General features: G+C 72.8%; 12 protein-coding genes and 2 pseudogenes. 4 read left to right on the plus strand and 10 right to left on the minus strand.

The features are described 5' to 3' along the window. Positions 1-3: 3 nt before the first annotated feature. Positions 4-888, minus strand: a complete 885-nt coding sequence (locus EF387_RS20560) for an FAD binding domain-containing protein (RefSeq protein ID WP_128378062.1) — start codon at positions 886-888, stop codon at positions 4-6. A 160-nt stretch (positions 889-1048) separates the two neighbouring features. On the opposite strand from EF387_RS20560, the gene EF387_RS20565 reads away from it, so the two are divergent. Beyond that, positions 1049-2008 (plus strand): LysR family transcriptional regulator, encoded by a 960-nt coding sequence (locus EF387_RS20565; protein ID WP_128378063.1) that lies wholly within the window; start codon positions 1049-1051, stop codon positions 2006-2008. 294 nt (positions 2009-2302) lie between these two features. Then, a complete protein-coding gene (locus EF387_RS20570) occupies positions 2303-3079 on the plus strand; it encodes an SRPBCC family protein (protein WP_128378064.1) in 777 nt (258 codons plus the stop codon). A 65-nt stretch (positions 3080-3144) separates the two neighbouring features. On the opposite strand, the gene EF387_RS20575 is transcribed toward EF387_RS20570, so the two are convergent. The 7 genes and pseudogenes from EF387_RS20575 to EF387_RS20605 all read right to left on the minus strand — a co-directional run. Next, on the minus strand, positions 3145-3756 hold the full coding sequence (locus EF387_RS20575) for a TetR/AcrR family transcriptional regulator C-terminal domain-containing protein (RefSeq protein WP_128378065.1): 612 nt from the start codon (positions 3754-3756) through the stop codon (positions 3145-3147). Between the two features lie 75 nt (positions 3757-3831). After that, positions 3832-4590 (minus strand): SDR family NAD(P)-dependent oxidoreductase, encoded by a 759-nt coding sequence (locus tag EF387_RS20580; RefSeq protein WP_128378280.1) that lies wholly within the window; start codon positions 4588-4590, stop codon positions 3832-3834. A 46-nt stretch (positions 4591-4636) separates the two neighbouring features. After that, positions 4637-5827, minus strand: a complete 1191-nt coding sequence (locus tag EF387_RS20585) for an acyl-CoA dehydrogenase family protein (RefSeq protein ID WP_128378066.1) — start codon at positions 5825-5827, stop codon at positions 4637-4639. A gap of 237 nt (positions 5828-6064) precedes the next feature. Then, positions 6065-6637, minus strand: coding sequence for a TetR/AcrR family transcriptional regulator (locus EF387_RS20590; RefSeq protein WP_128378067.1), 573 nt, complete (start codon positions 6635-6637; stop codon positions 6065-6067). A gap of 74 nt (positions 6638-6711) precedes the next feature. Continuing rightward, the gene (locus tag EF387_RS20595; RefSeq protein ID WP_128378068.1) at positions 6712-10038 is read right to left on the minus strand and encodes a carboxyl transferase domain-containing protein; all 3327 of its coding nucleotides are present in this window, start codon (positions 10036-10038) and stop codon (positions 6712-6714) included. A gap of 366 nt (positions 10039-10404) precedes the next feature. Then, positions 10405-11082 (minus strand): annotated as a pseudogene (locus EF387_RS20600) (HAD family hydrolase); the annotation flags it as partial. Positions 11083-11243: 161 nt separating this feature from the next. After that, positions 11244-11711, minus strand: a pseudogene (locus EF387_RS20605) (Lrp/AsnC family transcriptional regulator); the annotation flags it as partial. A 181-nt stretch (positions 11712-11892) separates the two neighbouring features. On the opposite strand from EF387_RS20605, the gene EF387_RS20610 reads away from it, so the two are divergent. After that, entirely contained in the window at positions 11893-13395 is a 1503-nt protein-coding gene (locus tag EF387_RS20610) for an FUSC family protein (protein ID WP_128378070.1), read from the plus strand. Positions 13396-13501: 106 nt separating this feature from the next. Then, positions 13502-14533, plus strand: a complete 1032-nt coding sequence (locus EF387_RS20615; protein WP_128378281.1) for a lactonase family protein — start codon at positions 13502-13504, stop codon at positions 14531-14533. 126 nt (positions 14534-14659) lie between these two features. Here EF387_RS20615 and EF387_RS20620 read toward each other — a convergent pair whose 3' ends face one another. Beyond that, a complete protein-coding gene (locus EF387_RS20620; protein ID WP_128378071.1) occupies positions 14660-15583 on the minus strand; it encodes a sirohydrochlorin chelatase in 924 nt (307 codons plus the stop codon). A 211-nt stretch (positions 15584-15794) separates the two neighbouring features. Continuing rightward, on the minus strand, positions 15795-16820 hold the full coding sequence (locus tag EF387_RS20625) for an N-acetylglucosamine kinase (protein WP_128378282.1): 1026 nt from the start codon (positions 16818-16820) through the stop codon (positions 15795-15797). Positions 16821-16822: the final 2 nt, after the last annotated feature.

Below are 16822 nucleotides of genomic sequence, written 5' to 3' on the forward strand. Positions count from 1 at the left end.
GCCTCACGCCTCCCGTTCCACGGCGGCCCCGGCCCGGGCGACCGCCCGCCGCAGTGCCCGCCTGGTGAGTTCGCCGGCCAGATGCCTCTTGTATTCCGCGCTGCCCCGGCTGTCCGTGACCGGCGAACAGTGCTCGGACGCGAGCCGGCCCGCCTCCTCGTACAGGGCCTCGGACGGTTCGCGGCCGTCCAGCAAGTCCTGCACGGCGGGCAGTTCGAGGGCACCGGCGCCCACCGCCGCCAGGCCCACGCCCGCGTCGGCGATCCGCCCCTCACGCAGGGTCAGGGCGACCCCCGCGGCCGCGACGGCCCAGTCCCCGGCCTTGCGCTCGACCTTCTCGTACGCGCTGCCCGCCCCCGGCCGGACGGGGATCCGCACCTCGACCAGCATCTCCCCGACGCCCACCGCCGTCTCGTACGGCCCTCGGTGGAAGTCCGCCATGGGCACGATCCGTTCACCGGCCGCCCCGCGGATCACAGTGCGGGCGTGCAGCGCGCCGCACACCGCCGACAGATCCTCCGACGGGTCGGCCTGGCACAGGGAGCCGCCGATGGTTCCCCGGTTGCGGACCGGGGGATCGGCGATCACCTTCTCCGCGTCGTGGACGATCGGGAAGTGGCGGCCGACCAACTCCGACTCCAGCAGGGCGCGGTGCCGGGTCAGCGCACCGACGCGCAGCTCGTCACCGACCACTTCGATGTAGTCGAGTTCGTGCAACTCGTTGATGTCGACCAGGAGTTCGGGACCGGCCAGCCGCAGCTTCATCATCGGCAGCAGACTGTGTCCCCCGGCCACGACCCGGGCCTCCTCGCCGTGGCGCCGGAGCAACTCCAGCGCCTCGTCCACGCTCTGGGCGCGCTGGTAGTCGAACGAAGCGGGTACCTGCACGGCACGCTCCCTCCCGTGAGGACCGGCCGGTTTCCGGCGGTCCTGGTCCGGGGGAACCTTCGCGCCGCCGGGCGCGTGGGTCAACGGCGACTGAAGCGAATGCTTAAGACACCAGTGCAGCGGGGGTCCCAAGGGCTCGGACAACCGGTGTAATGACGACATGACGCTGACTCAGCTGCGTGCGTTCGTGACGGTGGCCCGACTCGGTTCCGTCAAGGCCGCCGCCGAGTCGCTGGGGGTGACCGAGGCGGCGGTCTCCGGTGCGGTCGCCGCGCTCCGCCGCGAACTCGGTGACGTGCTGTTCGTCCGGGCGTCCGGCGGCATCAGGCTCACCGCGGGCGGCCGGCGTCTGGCGGCCGGGGCGGCGGAGATCGTCGGCCTCGCCGAGGAGACCCGCCACCGGGTGCGCCAGGCGGCCTCCGACACCGCACAGTTGCGTGTCGCGTCCACCGGGGCGGGCGCCGAGCAGGTGCTCCCGGCGCTGCTGGCGGCCTTCGGGCGCCGTCAGCCCGACCTCGACGCGGACACGCTCGCCGTACCCGTCTCCGTCTTCGCCGATCTGCTGCGCGACCGCCGCGCCGACGTCACCATCGGCCCGGCACCGCGCCCCGAACCGGCCATCGAGTCGATACCGTTCCTCCGCTTCCAACTGGCCGTCGTCGCGGCACCGGATCACCCGCTGCGGCACAGACAGCGGCTGACGCCCGCCCAACTGGCCCACGAACCATGGTTGCTCGGGCCGGGAGGACTGGACCCGGGCACCCTGTCCGGTGCCTTCCTCTCCCACATCGGAGTCGAGGCCACCAGGGCCAAGGCGTTCCCCAGCGTCACGGCCTCGCTCAACGCGGTGACCGGTGGTGCCGGACTGTCCATCGCCTTCCTGCACGTGGTGCGCGAGGAGGTGCGCCGCGGGTCCCTGGCCGTGCTCGACGTCTGCGGCGCCCGCCTCGGCGGCATGCTGTACGCGAGCGCCCTCACCGGCGAACGGCGCTCCACCACCGCCGCCGCGCTGTGCCGGTTCGTCACGACACCGGCCGCGACGCAGGCGGTGCTGACCCGCTCCGAGGGCGTTCCCATGAACGAGTTCCGACCACCGGTCCATGTCACGATCTGGAGCTGAGAGACCGCCGGACCGGCCTAAGGGCTGTCCCGTGATCCCCGGCGGGCGCACGACGACAGCTACGGCACCTCGCTGCGTTGTCGGATCGCCCGAATACATCCAGTATGCGAGCGACCCTCCGCCTTGCGATGCACCGCTCCCCCAAGCTCTCGACTTCGCTCGAGCAGGGGGGACCCCCATGACGCGCGCTGATCCGCCGGGGATACGGGACAGCCCTTAGCCGGATCGAGGTCCTCGGCAATTTTCTGACGAGCTCATTGACGCCCCGCCCGACCGCGCCCATCGTGCTCGGTCATGGACTTCACGAACGAGTTCCGAGTGAACCTGCCGGTCGACCGGGCCTGGGCCCTGCTGACCGATGTGGAGCGGATCGCTCCGTGCATGCCCGGTGCTCAGCTCACGGGCGTGGAGGGCGACGCGTACAACGGCGTCGTCAAGATCAAGGTCGGCCCGGTGACCGTCCAGTACAAGGGCGTCGCCTCGTTCGAGGAGAAGGACGACGCGAGACGCACGGCCACGCTGCACGCGCGCGGCCGCGACACCCGGGGGCAGGGCAACGCCGATGCCCGCGTCACCGCCAGGCTCGTCCCGGACGGGGACGGAACACGGGTGACGGTGGACACCCGGCTGACCATCACGGGGAAGATCGCCCAGTTCGGCAAGGGGATGATCCAGGAGGTCAGCGCAAAGCTGCTGGCACAGTTCGTGGACAACCTGGAGGAGCAACTCACGGCCGACAGGGAGCGGAACCTCGACGGAACCCGGGGAGCCCCGGAACCGGTTGCGGGCGGCGGCGCGGACGCACGAGCAACCCCGACAGCCGAGGACTCCCGAGGACCCCAAGAGCCCCGAGGTCAGGGACCGGTGGCCTCGGCGCCGGAGACCGGCGCGGGTACGGCGGCGGGGGCCCGGCCGAGGACCGGGGTCACCGGGGAGTCGGCCTCCGTCGCGGCCGGGCCGGAACCCCTGGACCTGCTGGGAGTCGCCCGCGGAGCCGTCCTCAAACGAGCCCTGCCGGCGGCGATCGCCGTCGCCGCGCTCGTCGTCGTCCTCGTCGTCTGGCTGGTCTGAGGCGGCCTTGACCTTGTGCACGCGCAGACGGCCGGAGCCGGCCGGCGAGCCGGACCGCCTCGACGTCAGGCGTCGCGCAGCGCTTTGAACCCGGTCAGCAAGGCGCGCAGGCCGAGGTCGAAGCCGTGCTCGGCGCGGCCACGGTCGGCGGGGATCGCGTCCAGGGCGGCGCTGAGGTGGGGAGCGGTCTCCCGGGCGACGTCGGAGACCATCACGGCGGGCGCCACCAGGTCGAGCGCGGACCCGAGCAGGAAGCTCTCCAGCGAGGTGATCACGGCCATCACATCCCGGTCCGCGAACCCGGCGTCCAGCAGCACCCGCGCCAGCTGCTCGTACATCGCATGCATGAACGGTTCGGTGAGCGGGGCGGTGGCGAGCAGCGGTACGGCACCGGGGTGGGAGATGAAGGCGTCGCGGTAGGAGTGGGCCCAGGCCCGCAGGACCTCTTCCCAGGGCCCCGACCAGTCCAGGTCGAGGCCCGTGGTCAGCGCCAGCTCCTCACGCATCAGCGAGACGATCTCGGCGCGGCCGGAGACATGGTGGTAGAGCGCGGACGGGGCCACGCCGAGGGCCTTGGCCAGTGCTGGGATGGTGAGCGCGCCCTGCTCGTCGGCGAGCTTGAGTGCCGCGGCACCGATGCGCCGACGGTCCAGCAGGGGTGTACGCGGCCGTCCCACAGTGGCTCCTCGTTTCTTCCGGTGGGCCCACTCTACCGAAGAAACCGAATGCCATTCAGATTCGGCCCCGCGGCCTCAGCGCGGTGCCATGCGCAGCGCCCCGTCCATTCGGATCGTCTCGCCGTTGAGGTAGTCGTGGGCGACGATCGACAGGACGAGCTGTGCGTACTCCTCGGGGCGGGCCAGACGGCGCGGGAAGGGGACACCGGCGGCGAGCGAGGTGCGGAACTCCTCGGAGACCGTCGCCAGCATGGGGGTCTCCACGATGCCGGGCGCGATCGTGCACACCCGGATGCCGTACTGGGCGAGGTCGCGGGCGGCCGGCAGGGTCAGCCCGACGATGCCGCCCTTGGAGGAGGAGTAGGCGGCCTGGCCGACCTGGCCGTCGTACGCGGCGATGGAGGCCGTGTTGACGACGACACCGCGCTGGCCGTCGTCGTCCGCCTCGGTCTTGGCGATGGCCTCCGAGGCGAGCGCCAGGACGTTGAACGAGCCGATCAGATTGATCTGGACGACCTTCGCGTACAGGGCCAGGTCGTGCACGCCCTTCTTGCCGAGGATCCGCATCGAGGGCCCGACGCCGGCGCAATTGACCACCGTGCGCAGCGGGACCCCGCCGTCCGCCGCCGTGGCTACCGCGGTCCGCACCTGCTCCGGGTCGGTGACATCGGCCTCCACATAGGTGACGCCCTTGGTCTCGGGAGCCTTCTCGATGCTCGCCGCGAGGTCGACGGCGTAGACCGTCGCGCCCTGCTCGGCGAGGGCTTGCGCGGTCGCCGCTCCGAGGCCGGACGCTCCGCCGGTGACGATGGCGGCGGTGTGGTCGAGCTGCATCATTTCTCCTTGCAGAGCGCGGTGGTCTTGTGGTGCAGGACGGCGGTCAGCCGCCGGTGCCCGTGTTCTCGCCGACCACGGTGACGGCGCCACCGGGCCTGCCCAGCGCGCGGCTGATCACCATGCGCTGGATCTGGTTGGTCCCTTCGAAGATCTGCATGACCTTGGCCTCGCGCATATGGCGCTCGACCGGGAAGTCACGGGTGTAGCCGTAGCCGCCGAGCACCTGTACGGCGTCCGTGGTCACCTTCATGGCGTTGTCGGTGGCAACCAGTTTGGCGACCGACGCCTCCAGCGTGAAGGGCAGTCCCCGGTCCTTCAAGCGGGCGGCGGCCAGGGTGGTGGCGCGGGCGGACTGGATCGCCGCGTCCATGTCGGCCAGGACGAACGCCAGGCCCTGGTGCTCGATGATCGGCTTGCCGAACGTCTCCCGCTCCAGGGCGTAGCGCACCGCGTGGTCGAAGGCGCCCTGTGCGAGACCGGTGGCGACGGCGGCGATACCGAGCCGGCCCGAGTCCAGTGAGGCCAGCGCGATCCGCAGCCCCTGCCCCTCCTCGCCGATCCGGCGTTCGACGGGGACGCGTACGTCGTCCAGGCGCATGGTGGCGGTCGCCGATCCCGTCAGGCCCATCTTCCGCTCCGGCGGATCGGCGCTCAGGCCCGCGGTGCCCGCCGGGACGAGGAAGCAGGAGACGCCGTGCGAACGGTCGTCCGAGGTGCGGGCCATCACGGTGTAGAAGTCGGCATGTCCGCCGTGCGTGGTCCATGCCTTGGCGCCGTTCAGCACGTAGTGGTCGCCGTCCCGTACGGCGCGGGTGCGCATCGCGGCCGGGTCGGAGCCGGCGTGCGGCTCGGACAGGCAGTACGCGCCGAGCAACTCGCCGCCCAGCATGTCGGGCAGCCACTCCGCCCGCTGCTCCTCGGTGCCGAAAGCGACCAGCGGGAAGCAGGACAGCGCGTGCACGGAGACGCCGACCGCGACGCTGGACCACACCGCGGCGATCTCCTCCAGCACCTGGAGGTACACCTCGTACGGCTGGCCGCCGCCGCCGTACTCCTCGGGATAGGGCAGTCCGAGCAGTCCGCTGCGGCCGAGCGTCCGGAAGACCTCCCGGGGGAAGGTCTCGTCGGCTTCCGCGTCGGCAGCCCTGGGCGCGAGCTCCTTGGCCGCGAGCGTACGGGTCAGCTCGACGAGGTCCGCGGCTTCCTCGGTCGGCAGGGTGCGAGTGGCCGGCATGTGGCGCCTCCACGAAGTGATACTGAGGTGTGTACGACAGTATCATTCGCAGTACGGCTACAGGAAGCGCCGAAGCCCCGCCGAAGAGGAGCCGGAGGCCCCGACGCACGGGGAAAACCGCTGGCGGCGGCGGTGTCTGGGGACCAGATGGCTGGTGGTTTCCGAGGGCCAGACGAATGGTGGTGTCTCTGCACCAGACGGCTGGTGGTGTCTGCGAACCAGACGGCTGGTGGTGTCTCAGGAGGAGACGGCGTGCACGATCAGCGACGCGAGTTGCGCGTACGCCTCGGAGTCGGACAGCCCGGTGCGGGCCGCCACCTCGCCCAGCCGGATCTGCCGCATCGTGGCGGCGGCGACCTCGCCCACGAACGCGGCGTGCACCTCGCGGAAGGCGCCGGCCCTGACGCCTTCGGCGATCAGCTGCCGCACCCGGTCGGCGGCCAGCCGCGTATTGGACTCGTAGACGTCCCGCGCGGGCGGGAAGTCCGCCATGTCGTCGAGGAACGTCCGGGACAGCGGCCGGAGCTGCTCGGCGACGGTGTTCAGATAGACACGTACGCGGTCCGCCGGATCCACGGTCTCCGCGACCCGCTTCTCCACGGCCTCGGTGGCACCGCGGAAGTAGTGCTTGACCGCCTCCCTGACCAGGTCCTGCTTGCTGCCCGCGAGCTGGTAGAGCGTCGTCTTCGAGCAGCGCAGCCGCTCCGCGAGGTCGTCCAGGGTGAAGGCGGAGAACCCCTCGGCCGCCAACAGTGCCACCAGTCTCTCCAGCAGGTCGGCTTGACGGGCGGTGCGGCGGGTGGACGGCATGTGATCAGCCTAACCGCCGTCATATGCGTTCCGGCAGGTGAGCGCGGCCACCGGATGTGTTCCCCGCACGCTTTTCACCAGGTGTCTACGAAGCCCCGCCGTCCCTGCCCGTCGTCACCCTGGTACCCGTCGAGCGCCGCCAGGATCCACCCCCGCGACTGCACCGGGTCGATGACGGCGTCGATCTCCAGCGCCGCCGCCGCGTTCACCGCCTTGCCGCGTTCGTACAGTTCGGCCACCCGTGCCTCGAAGACCCGGGCCCGTTCCCCGGGATCGGTGATCGCGGCCAGCTCCCTGCGGTGGCCGAGCCGCACGGCGCCCTCCAGGCCCATGGCGCCGAACTCGCCGCTCGGCCAGGCGGCCGTGGCCAGGGGCGCCCGGGTGGAGCCGCCCATCATGGCCATCGCTCCGAGCCCGTACGCCTTGCGCAGCACCAGACTCACCAGCGGAACCCGGAGGTTGGCCCCCGTGACGAACAGGCGCCCGAAGTGCCGTACCGCCGCGTCCCGTTCGGAGTCCGGGCCCACCAGGAAACCCGGCGTGTCGCACAGCGAGACGACCGGCAGGCCGAAGGTGTCGCAGAGCTGCAGGAAGCGGGCGGTCTTGTCGGCCGCGTCCCGGTCGATGGCACCGCCCAGGTGGGCGGGGTTGCTGGCGATGAGCCCCAGGGGGCGGCCTTCGAGCCGGATCAGACAGGTCAGGACACCGATCCCGAACTCCCGCCGCAGCTCCAGCACCGAGCTCGTGTCCGCAAGGACGTCGATCACCGCCCGCACGTCGTACGCGCGCCGACGGTTCTCCGGGACGGTGTGCCGCAGCAGCCGCTGATCCGAGGCCCCCCAGGGCGTCCGCTTGCCCCCGAAGCGGCGTGCGTGCCGGGGGTCCGGGTCCGGATCCGTCCGGAAGTACGACAGGTACTGCCGGGCCACCCGCACGGCCTCCGCCTCGTCCGGCACCGCGATGTCGACGACCCCGTTGGGGATCTGGACCGACAGCGGGCCGACCTCGGCGGGGCGGTACGAGCCGAGCCCGCCGCCCTCGATCATCGCCGGGCCGCCCATCCCGATGGTCGCCTCCGGGGTGGCGATCACCACGTGGCAGCACCCGAGCAGCGCCGCGTTGCCCGCGAAACAGTGGCCCGAGGCGATCCCCACCAGGGGCACCAGACCGCTGAGCCGCCCCATCTGCTGGAAGGTGGTGAGGTCGAGCCCGGCGATCGCGGTGGTGTCCGTGTCACCGGGCCGGCCCCCGCCGCCCTCCGCGAACAGCACCACCGGCATGCCCCGCCGCTCCGCGAGGTGCAGCATGCGGTCCGTCTTGCGGTGGTTCTGCAGTCCCTGGGTGCCCGCCAGGACCGTGTAGTCGTACGACATCGCCACGCACGGCGCGCCGTCGACCAGGCCGGTGCCGGTGACCATGCCGTCGGCCGGGGTCGAGCGGATCAGGTCCTCCAGCGGGCGCCGCTGCCGCTGCGCGGCGACCGCCAGGGCGCCGAACTCGGTGAACGTACCTTCGTCGCACAGGTCCTCGACGTTCTCGCGGGCGGTCCGCCGGCCCGCCGCACGACGCGCGGCCACGGCGTCGGGCCGGTTCTGGTCCTGTCCGAAGGAGTGGCGGTGCAGTACCTCGGCGAGGTCGGACCTGCGGGCGTCGAGATCCACGGGTGGCTCGGCGGTGTCCTCCTCGGGCCCGCCGGGCTCCGCGTCGATGGTCACCAGGGGAGCGCCTTCGGCGATCGTGTCGCCCACGCGCGCGTGGACGGCCCGTACGAGCCCACAGCTCCGGGTGCGCACGACGTGTTCCATCTTCATCGCTTCGAGGACCGCCAACTGCTGTCCGGCCCGGACCCGTTCACCGGGCGCCACGTCCACGGAGACCACCGTGCCGCTCAACGGTGACCGCTCGGCGCCGGCGCAACTCGCGTCCACTCCCGCGCCGACCGCCGCGTCCCCGGCCGTCTCCACCGCCGTATCCGCGCCCGCGCCCGTCGCCGTATCCACGCCCGCGCCGGCTGCCGAATCCGCGCCCGCGCCCGTCGCTGTATCCGCGACCGCATCCTCCTCGACAACCAACTCGGCCAGGTGTTCCTGGAGGAAACCGGTGTGCGCGCCGCCCGAGGTGAAGCCCGGGTGGGCGAGGATCGCGCGCAGCAGCGGAATGTTGGTCCGTACGCCTTCGACGGCGAACTCGTCGAGCGCCCGCCGCGCCCGGGAGCAGGCCGCCGGGAAGTCCCCGGACGGCACGTGCGCGACCACCTTGGCGAGCAACGGGTCGTACCGCGTGCCCAGACGGACGCCGGCGCGGGCGGCCGTGTCGACGCGGACACCGGGCCCGGTCGGCACGTCGAACCGGGCGAGCACTCCCGTCGACGGCCGGACCGACCCGTCGGGGCCCGTCACCTCGGAGTTGACCCGGGCCTGGACGGCGTAACCGCGCGGCTGCGGGGGCGGTCCGGCGAGGCCCAGTGCCGCGAGCGTGTCCCCCAGCGCCAGCCGCAGCTGTACGGCGACGAGGTCGACCCCGGTCACCTCCTCGGTGACCGTGTGCTCCACCTGGAGCCGGGGGTTGGCCTCGATGAAGTGCAACTCCTCGTCCCGGACGAGGAATTCGAAGGTGCCGAGCCCCGTGAAACCCGTGGCGCGGGCCAGCCGCAGAGCCCGGTCCACCAGCTTGTCCCGTAAGGCGGGGGCCAGTTCGGGCGCGGGCGCGACCTCCACCAGCTTCTGATGGCGGCGCTGGACGCTGCAGTCCCGTTCCCAGAAGTGGGTGACCGCTCCGGTGGTGTCACCGGCGATCTGGACCTCGATGTGCCGGGCGCCCGTCAACAGCCGCTCCACGTACAACTCGCCCCGCCCGAAGCCCTGCCGGGCCTCCGAACGGCAGCGCTCCCAGGCCTCGGGCAGTTCCTCGGGGGTGCGTACGACACGGATGCCGCGGCCGCCGCCCCCGCCGACCGCCTTGATCATCACAGGGCCTTCGGACAGCAACTCCCGTGCTTCGTCCAGGTCCGCGGCAGCCGTGCTGCCCGGCAGGACGGGAACGCCCAACTCGACGGCGAGGGCACGCGCGCGGGCCTTGTCGCCGAAGAGACCGAGCACCTCGGGGTCGGGCCCCACGAAACCGATGCCCGCCTCGGCGCAATGGCGCGCGAACGACGGGTCCTCACTGAGGAATCCGTATCCCGGGTGCAGCAACTCGCACCCGGTGCGCCGCGCGGCGGTGAGTACGGCATCCGCGTCCAGGTAGCCGCCGACCGGCACCGCCTCGTCGGCCAGACGCACGTGCGCGTCGTCCTCCGCCGCGTGCACCGCGACCGTACGCAGTCCCAACTCGGAGGCGGTACGCAGCACTCGTACGGCGATCTCCCCACGGTTGGCGACGAGGACGGACCGAGTACCCATCAGTCTCCTAGCGAGCGGACCACCGGCTTCAGCCAGTGGGGGAATCGCTTCCCTGGCCTCTGGTTTCCCTTTCCTCCCGCAGGGAATCGGTTCGGGCTGGACCGCAACCCTCGGGTCGGCAGCCGCCTCCTCCTCCAGGTGGGGGAGCGGAGTCGAGTACCCCTCCGGAAGCGGTCGGCGTCGTCATGCTCACGGACGGCGGCAGCCGGGTCAATCGGTCGTCGTCCGCCCGGACCGCTGTGCGGCGGTCGACGTCCCGGGCGCGCCGGACGACTTCCCTGGTGCGGCAGACGACTTCCCGGTCGCGGTGGACGGCTTCCCAGGCGCGGTGGACGACGGACCCGGCCGCTGTGCGGCCGAGGGCCCCAGCAGCCAGTCGTAGGCCTCCCGCGCCCGGAACTCCGCCTGCCCACCGCGCACCAGCAGTCCCGCGGTGGCGAACCCGGGTTCGTCGGCCTGCGCGGCGACGTACGGGATCGCCACGCACCGCATCCCGGCCGCGTGCGCCGCCTCCGCGCCGGGGGCCGCGTCCTCAAGGACCACACAGTCCGCCGGATCGGCGCCCAGCCGCCGCGCGGCCTCCAGGAAGACGTCCGGGGCCGGCTTGCCGCGGGCGACCTCGTCGGACGAGACGACCGTGGTCAGCCGGTCGGCGAGGCCCGTGCCGGCCAGGATCGCGTCGATGGCCTCCCGGGTGGAGCCAGAGGCCACCGCCATCGGCACACCGGCGTCGGCCAGCAGGTCGACGAGCGCGCGCATCTCCGGGAACACCCGGGTCGAGGCCCGGGCCAGGGCCAGATAGCGGCGGTTCTTGTCCGCGAGGAGGACGTCGAGCGGGGTCTCGATCCCGTACCGCTCCTTCCACAGCGCGATGGTCTCCTGGGTGCTGATCCCCACGTACTTCTGATGGTCGGCCCAGGTGAAGCCGGTGATGCCGTGGTCGGCCAGCATCTGACGGCCCGCCTGGAAGTAGTTGGGCTCGCTGTCCACCAGGGTGCCGTCGAGATCGAAGATGACCGAGAGAGAGCTCATGACGTCCAGCATGCCAAGGGGGCGCCCGCTCACCTCCCGGCGGCCCGGCTTCCGGTGGCGGAGCTTCCGGCGGTCCTGCTTCCGGTGGCGGGGTTTCCGGCGGTCCCGCTTCCCGTGGCGGGGTTTCCGGCCGGCCGGCTTCCCGTGGCCTGGTTTCCGGCGGTCCCGATTCCCGCGGCCCGGCCGACCGACTCGACGAGCGGGAGCAGCCGGTGCGGCACGCGCTCACGCAGCGCCACTTCGGTCCGGGTGCGGACGACGCCGGGCAGGCTGATCAGCTTCTGGATCACGTCCTCCAGGTGCCCGTTGTCCCGCGCCACGACACGCGTCAGCAGATCGCCACCGCCGGTGATCGAGAACGCCTCGACGATCTCCGGCACGGCGGCGAGCGCCTCACCGACCTCGTCGAGATGGCCCTGGGTGACCTCGATGTGCACGAAGGCCAGCACGGGATGACCGAGTGCGGCGGGGGACAGGGACGGACCCGTGCCGGTGATCACCCCGTCCCGTTCCAGACGGTCCAGCCGCGCCTGGAGCGTGCCACGGGCGACACCGAGGATCCGGGCGTACTCCCGGACGCTCGTGCGCGGCTGCTGAAGCAGGAGCCGCAGGATGCGGGTGTCGAGTGCGTCCACGGGCATGGTCCGTTGGTCTCCTTCCGGCACCCCGTGGTTCTCCTTCGCTGGGCCAATGGCCCACTCCGACGGGCTTCGCTTGAGCCACGGGTTCCTCGAATGCTCTCATGTACGCGTCGATGGCGCTGCGGATCCCCGCGGCGCCTTTTCCATGCGTGCCGTGCGGCGGAAGGACGGGTGTGCAGCGGTGCTGAAGAGGGCGTTCGTGGCTCCGGATCCGGGGCGTCTGCGGTTGCGCGCCGCGGCCCGGGCCGTGCTCGGCGTCGGCCTGGCCGTGACCGTCTGCGGTTTCGCCGGTCACTCGCTCGTGGCGGCCGTCACGGGCGGGCTCGCGGCGGTGCTCGCGCTGTTCACGGTCACCGACGCGACCGTGCGCGGGCAGGCCGTCACCACCGCGCTGCTGCCCGCCGTCGGGTTCCCCGTCCTGGCCCTCGCCGCCGCGCTGCACGATGCTCCGGTCGCCCGTGATCTGACCTTCCTCGCCGTCGTCGGCGCGGGCGTCTACGTCCGTCGCTGGGGGCCGCGCGGGCACAGCCTCGGGGTGTTCGCGTTCATGACGTTCTTCGTGGCGCAGTTCCTTCGCACGACTCCCGGGCAACTGCCCGAGTTGTACGCCGCCGTGGCCCTGTCCCTGCTCGCCTCCTCGGCCGTCCGTTTCGGGCTGTGGTGCTACGAGCACAGGCTGCCGCCCGCCGCGGTGCCTGCCCCGCCCGTGGGCCGGGGGCTTTCCCGTACGACCACCCGTCAAGCGGTCCAGGCCACCGCCGCCGCCGCGTTCGCCCTGGTCGTGGGTCAGCTCCTCTCCGAGCAGCGCTGGTACTGGGCCGTCGGCGCGACCTGGTGGATCTTCGTGAACACCACCTCGCGCGGCGAGACGCTGGTCCGGGGTTTCCGGCGGGGCCTGGGCACGGTGATCGGGATCGCCGTGGGCCTGGCCGCCGTCGTCCCGCTGCACGGCGCCGGGGTGCCCACGGCGGCCCTGGTCGCGGTGTGTGTCTTCGGCATCTTCTACTCCGCCCCGGTCTCCTACACCTGGATGATGCTGTTCGTCACGGTCCTGGCGAGCCTGCTGTACGGGCTGCTCGGGGTGCTGGACCCGGGGCTGCTGGCGCTGCGGCTCGCCGAGACCGCGGCCGGCGCGGTCGGTGCCGCGCTCGCCGTCGCGCTGGTCCTGCCGGTCACCACGGACGCCGTCACGGACGGCTGGCTGCAGCGGGCCCTGCACGCGGTGCACGCCTGCACCGCCCAGACGGCCGCACGGCTCGCCGGGGACCCCACCGCGGACCCGGCACCGCGGGCCGCCGAACTGGAGGCGCTGCTCGGCAGGTTGCGTACGGCGGTCGCGCCCCTGGTGCATCCGCTCAACCCGCTGCGGGCACGCAAGGCGCGGGCCCGTCAGGTGCTGGCCCTGCTCGACGACTGCGCACGGGAGGCACGGGGGCTCGCCGCCGTCGCCGCCGACCCGGACGCCTCGCACGACGCCCGGCTCACCGCCGCCTGCCGACGGGTCGAGGCGGCGATCGAGACGTTGGTGGGGGCGGTACCGGGGAAGGCCGCAGAGGCGCCGACCGGTGCCTCGGCCGGCGCTGCGGCACCCGGCCACCACCCCGGTGCCGACCGGGCCCTCGTACATCTCGAGGGTCTGGAACGCGCACTGGCCGCGCTCGCCGCACCGCTGGTGAGGGCCTGATCCGGCGGGGAAACGTCGACCCCACCTCCATTTGGTCTAGACCGCCTGCTATCTTCGCCCCCAATCGCCCCCGCGGGGCGCGCACGGAGAGGGGACGGCAGTGGCGGTGGCTGGGGCCGGCAGACGGCACGGACGGGCGTTCATCGGGTCGTTCACCACGGCGGGAGGCCTGGGTGTCCTCACCGCCGCACTGGAAGAGGGGACGGGCGCGCTGACGGCCCTGGGCGCGCTGGACGGGGTCGCGAACCCCTCCTATCTGGCCCTCGCGGGCGACATGCTCTACGCGGTCAGCGAGACGGACGACGGCGCGGTCGCCGCGTTCCGGGTGACCGGTGACATGCCCGAGCCGGCCGGGGACCCGGTCCCGGTCGACGGCAGCGACCCCACGCACCTGACGGTCTTCGACGGGCACGTCCTCACGGCGAACTACAGCTCCGGCAGCTTCAGCGCCGTGCCGGTACGCCCCGACGGCGGCCTGGCGGACAAGGTGTCGGGCGTCCTGGCGCACCAGGGCTCCGGCCCCGACACCGCACGCCAGGAAGCGCCGCACGCCCATCAGGTCCTGCCCGACCCGAGCGGACGCCGGCTGCTCGGCGTGGACCTCGGAACGGACTCGGTCCGGGTGTACACACTCGTCGACGGGGCGCCCGTGGTGCACCGCGAGACCGCCCTGCGTCCCGGCTCCGGGCCGCGCCACCTCGCCTTCCACCCCGGCGGCGAACGTGCCTACGTGCTCAACGAACTTGCGCCGACCATCACCGTCTGCGGCTGGGACGCCGCCGAGGGCGAACTGCGGCCGCTCGCCGAGACACCGGTGCTGCCCGGCACCCCGGACGGCGACGCCTACCCGTCGGGCATCGTCGTATCGCCCGACGGACGCTTCGTGTGGACCGCCACCCGCGGCCAGGACGTGCTCTCGGTGCTTTCGGTGGACGGGGGGCTGACCCTGGTCGCCACAGTGCCCTGCGGCGGCGCCTGGCCCCGCGACCTCGCCCTCCATCCGTCGGGCCGCTTCCTGTACGCGGCGAACGAGCGCTCCGGCGACGTGACCTGGTTCGCGGTGGACCCGGAGACCGGGATCCCGCGCCGGAGCGGTTCGATCGCGGTGCCGGCGGCATCCTGCGTGGTGTTCGGCTGACGACGCCCCGGGTGACCGGTCCCGCGCCGGGACCCGCTGAAGCGCCGTGAAGCGTGCGGGCGGCACGGAGGGCCCGTCCCCGTGGGGCGGGCCCTCCGTCGTGCGTTCAGCGCTCCGTGCGTCCGGTCAGCGGACCGGTGCCCCCGTCGACTGCTGAGGGGTGATGCCCAGGGCGGTCATGTACTTGGACAGCGCCAGCTTGCCGATCGCCGGATAGGCGCCGAGCGCATCGGCGGCGGAGCAACCCGCCTCCTTGGCCGCCGCGTCCAGCAGGCCGTCGTCCAGCTCGGGGCCGATCAGGTACGGGGCGAGCGCCAGGTGCTGGGAGCCCGAGGTACGCAACTGCTCGGCCGTCGCCGCGATCGCGCCCTCCTGGTCCAGCGCCGCCGCCATCACCGGTACCGCGAGGCGCGCGGCGAGCAGCATCCCGGTGATCCCTGCCGCCTGCACCGCCTCGTCGCCACCGACGGAGGCGAGAATGATGCCGTCCGCCGCCGTCGCCACGGTGAACAGCCGCGCACGGTCGGCGCGGGCCAGACCCGCCTCGGACAGCCGCACGTGCAGTGCCTCCGCGAGCAGCGGGTGCGGGCCGAGGACGTCCGTGAGTTCGGCCGCGATCTTGCTGTCCATGACTGCCTGGCGCAGACGGCGCAGCAGCGCGCTGTCCGGTCCGGCCAGCAGCGGCACGACGACCGCCACGGGGCCCTCGGGCCGGGGCGCGTCCACACCGGCGGCGCGGGCCTGCTCATAGCGGGCCGTGCGCTCCTCGGCGGCGCGTGTGAGTACGGACTGGAGTGTGGGGAACTCCGAGTCGTCGCCGTCCAGGTAACCGATGCGCGCGTCCAGGCCGGGGAGCTCGGAGCGGGCGATGCTCACGACCTCGTCGGCAAGGCTGCGGGTTGCGGTACCCGGCGCACCCGGGACCGCCAGAAGGAGCGCGGGCGCGCCCTCGGGAGCCGCCAGCGGTTCGGGACGGCGGTGCCGGCCCGGCTGGCGGGGGCGCGGCATTCGTACAGGCAGGCCGGATGCGGGCCCAGTGGGGGAGCTCATGGGGCGGCATGTTACTGGCTACTGAAGCTCCTCTGTTCGGGGAGGGGGCAGCTGAGCGATATCCGTCCCGTTTTGTCGGATGAGTTCTTTGCTGATCAGAAGTGATCCGTACGGTGTGACTGTCCTGATCTGTGACGTGCTCAACTCCCGTTCAGCGGACTCGTCTCACGCCCATGACAACGCTCCCGGCCTGAAGCCCCTGTCGATCACCTCAGCCGGCTCGGCTCCCGCTCACGACGCAGAGCAGCTCCGCGTCGCGGGGCAGAGCGAGGCGGTCGGCGGCGAGCTCCGTGGCGATACGCAGGGCGCCGTGCAGCGGGTCGCCCTCGGCCGGAACACGCCGCGCCTGCGGGACTTGGCAGGCCAGTTCCTCCTCCAAGGGGACGAGGAGCGGAGTGCCCAGCTGGAAAAGACCCCCGGTGAAGGCGATTTGCGTGTCCGCCCCGGTGGGGCAGACCGCGGCGGCGGACTCGGCGATGTTCCGCGCCGCCGCTCGCAGGATCGCCGCCGCCGAGGGATCCGTCGCGGACGCCTCCGCCACTTCGGGCGCGAAGGAGGCGAGGACCGCGGGACGGTCCGTCCGCGGGTACAGCCGGCCCGGCAGCCCGGAAGCCGGGCCGAACATCGCCTCCGCCCGAGCCAGCAACTCCGCCGAGCCACCCCGCCGCCCGTCGTGGGCGCGCAGCGCCGCTTCCAGCCCGGACCGGCCGATCCAGGCCCCGCCGCCGCAGTCGCCGAGCAGATGACCCCAGCCGTCCGCCCGCCGCCAGGCTTCGAGGTTCGTACCGATCGCGATCAGCCCCGTACCGGCCGCCACGACCGCGCCGGGACGCGCACCGAGCGCACCGGCGTACGCGGTGACGGCGTCCGCGACGAGCGCGACCGTGCCCGCGCCGAACTCCCGGATCAGGGCGGACGGCAACTCGGCGCGCAGCCCGTCCCCGAGACCGGCGAGACCGGCGGCACCGACGACGACCGTGCCCAGGCCGTTCAGCCCCGTCTCGGCCAGCAACCGCCGGGCCATGGGAACCAGTTGTTCCAGCAGATGCCCCGGATCGATGCCGCGCGGTCCCGTCGGCACCGCCTGTTGTGACGCCGACCGGGCCAGAGCCTCGCCCCCGGACGTACCGACAACCACCCGCACCCCGGAGCCGCCGGAGTCGACGGCGAGAACGCCGCAGCCGGCCGGACCGTCCGCGCCGGTCACTCCGGTGCCCGGACCCGGGTGCCGCGGCATGG

This window comes from Streptomyces cavernae (assembly GCF_004023625.1).
GTDB classification, from domain to species: domain Bacteria; phylum Actinomycetota; class Actinomycetes; order Streptomycetales; family Streptomycetaceae; genus Streptomyces; species Streptomyces cavernae.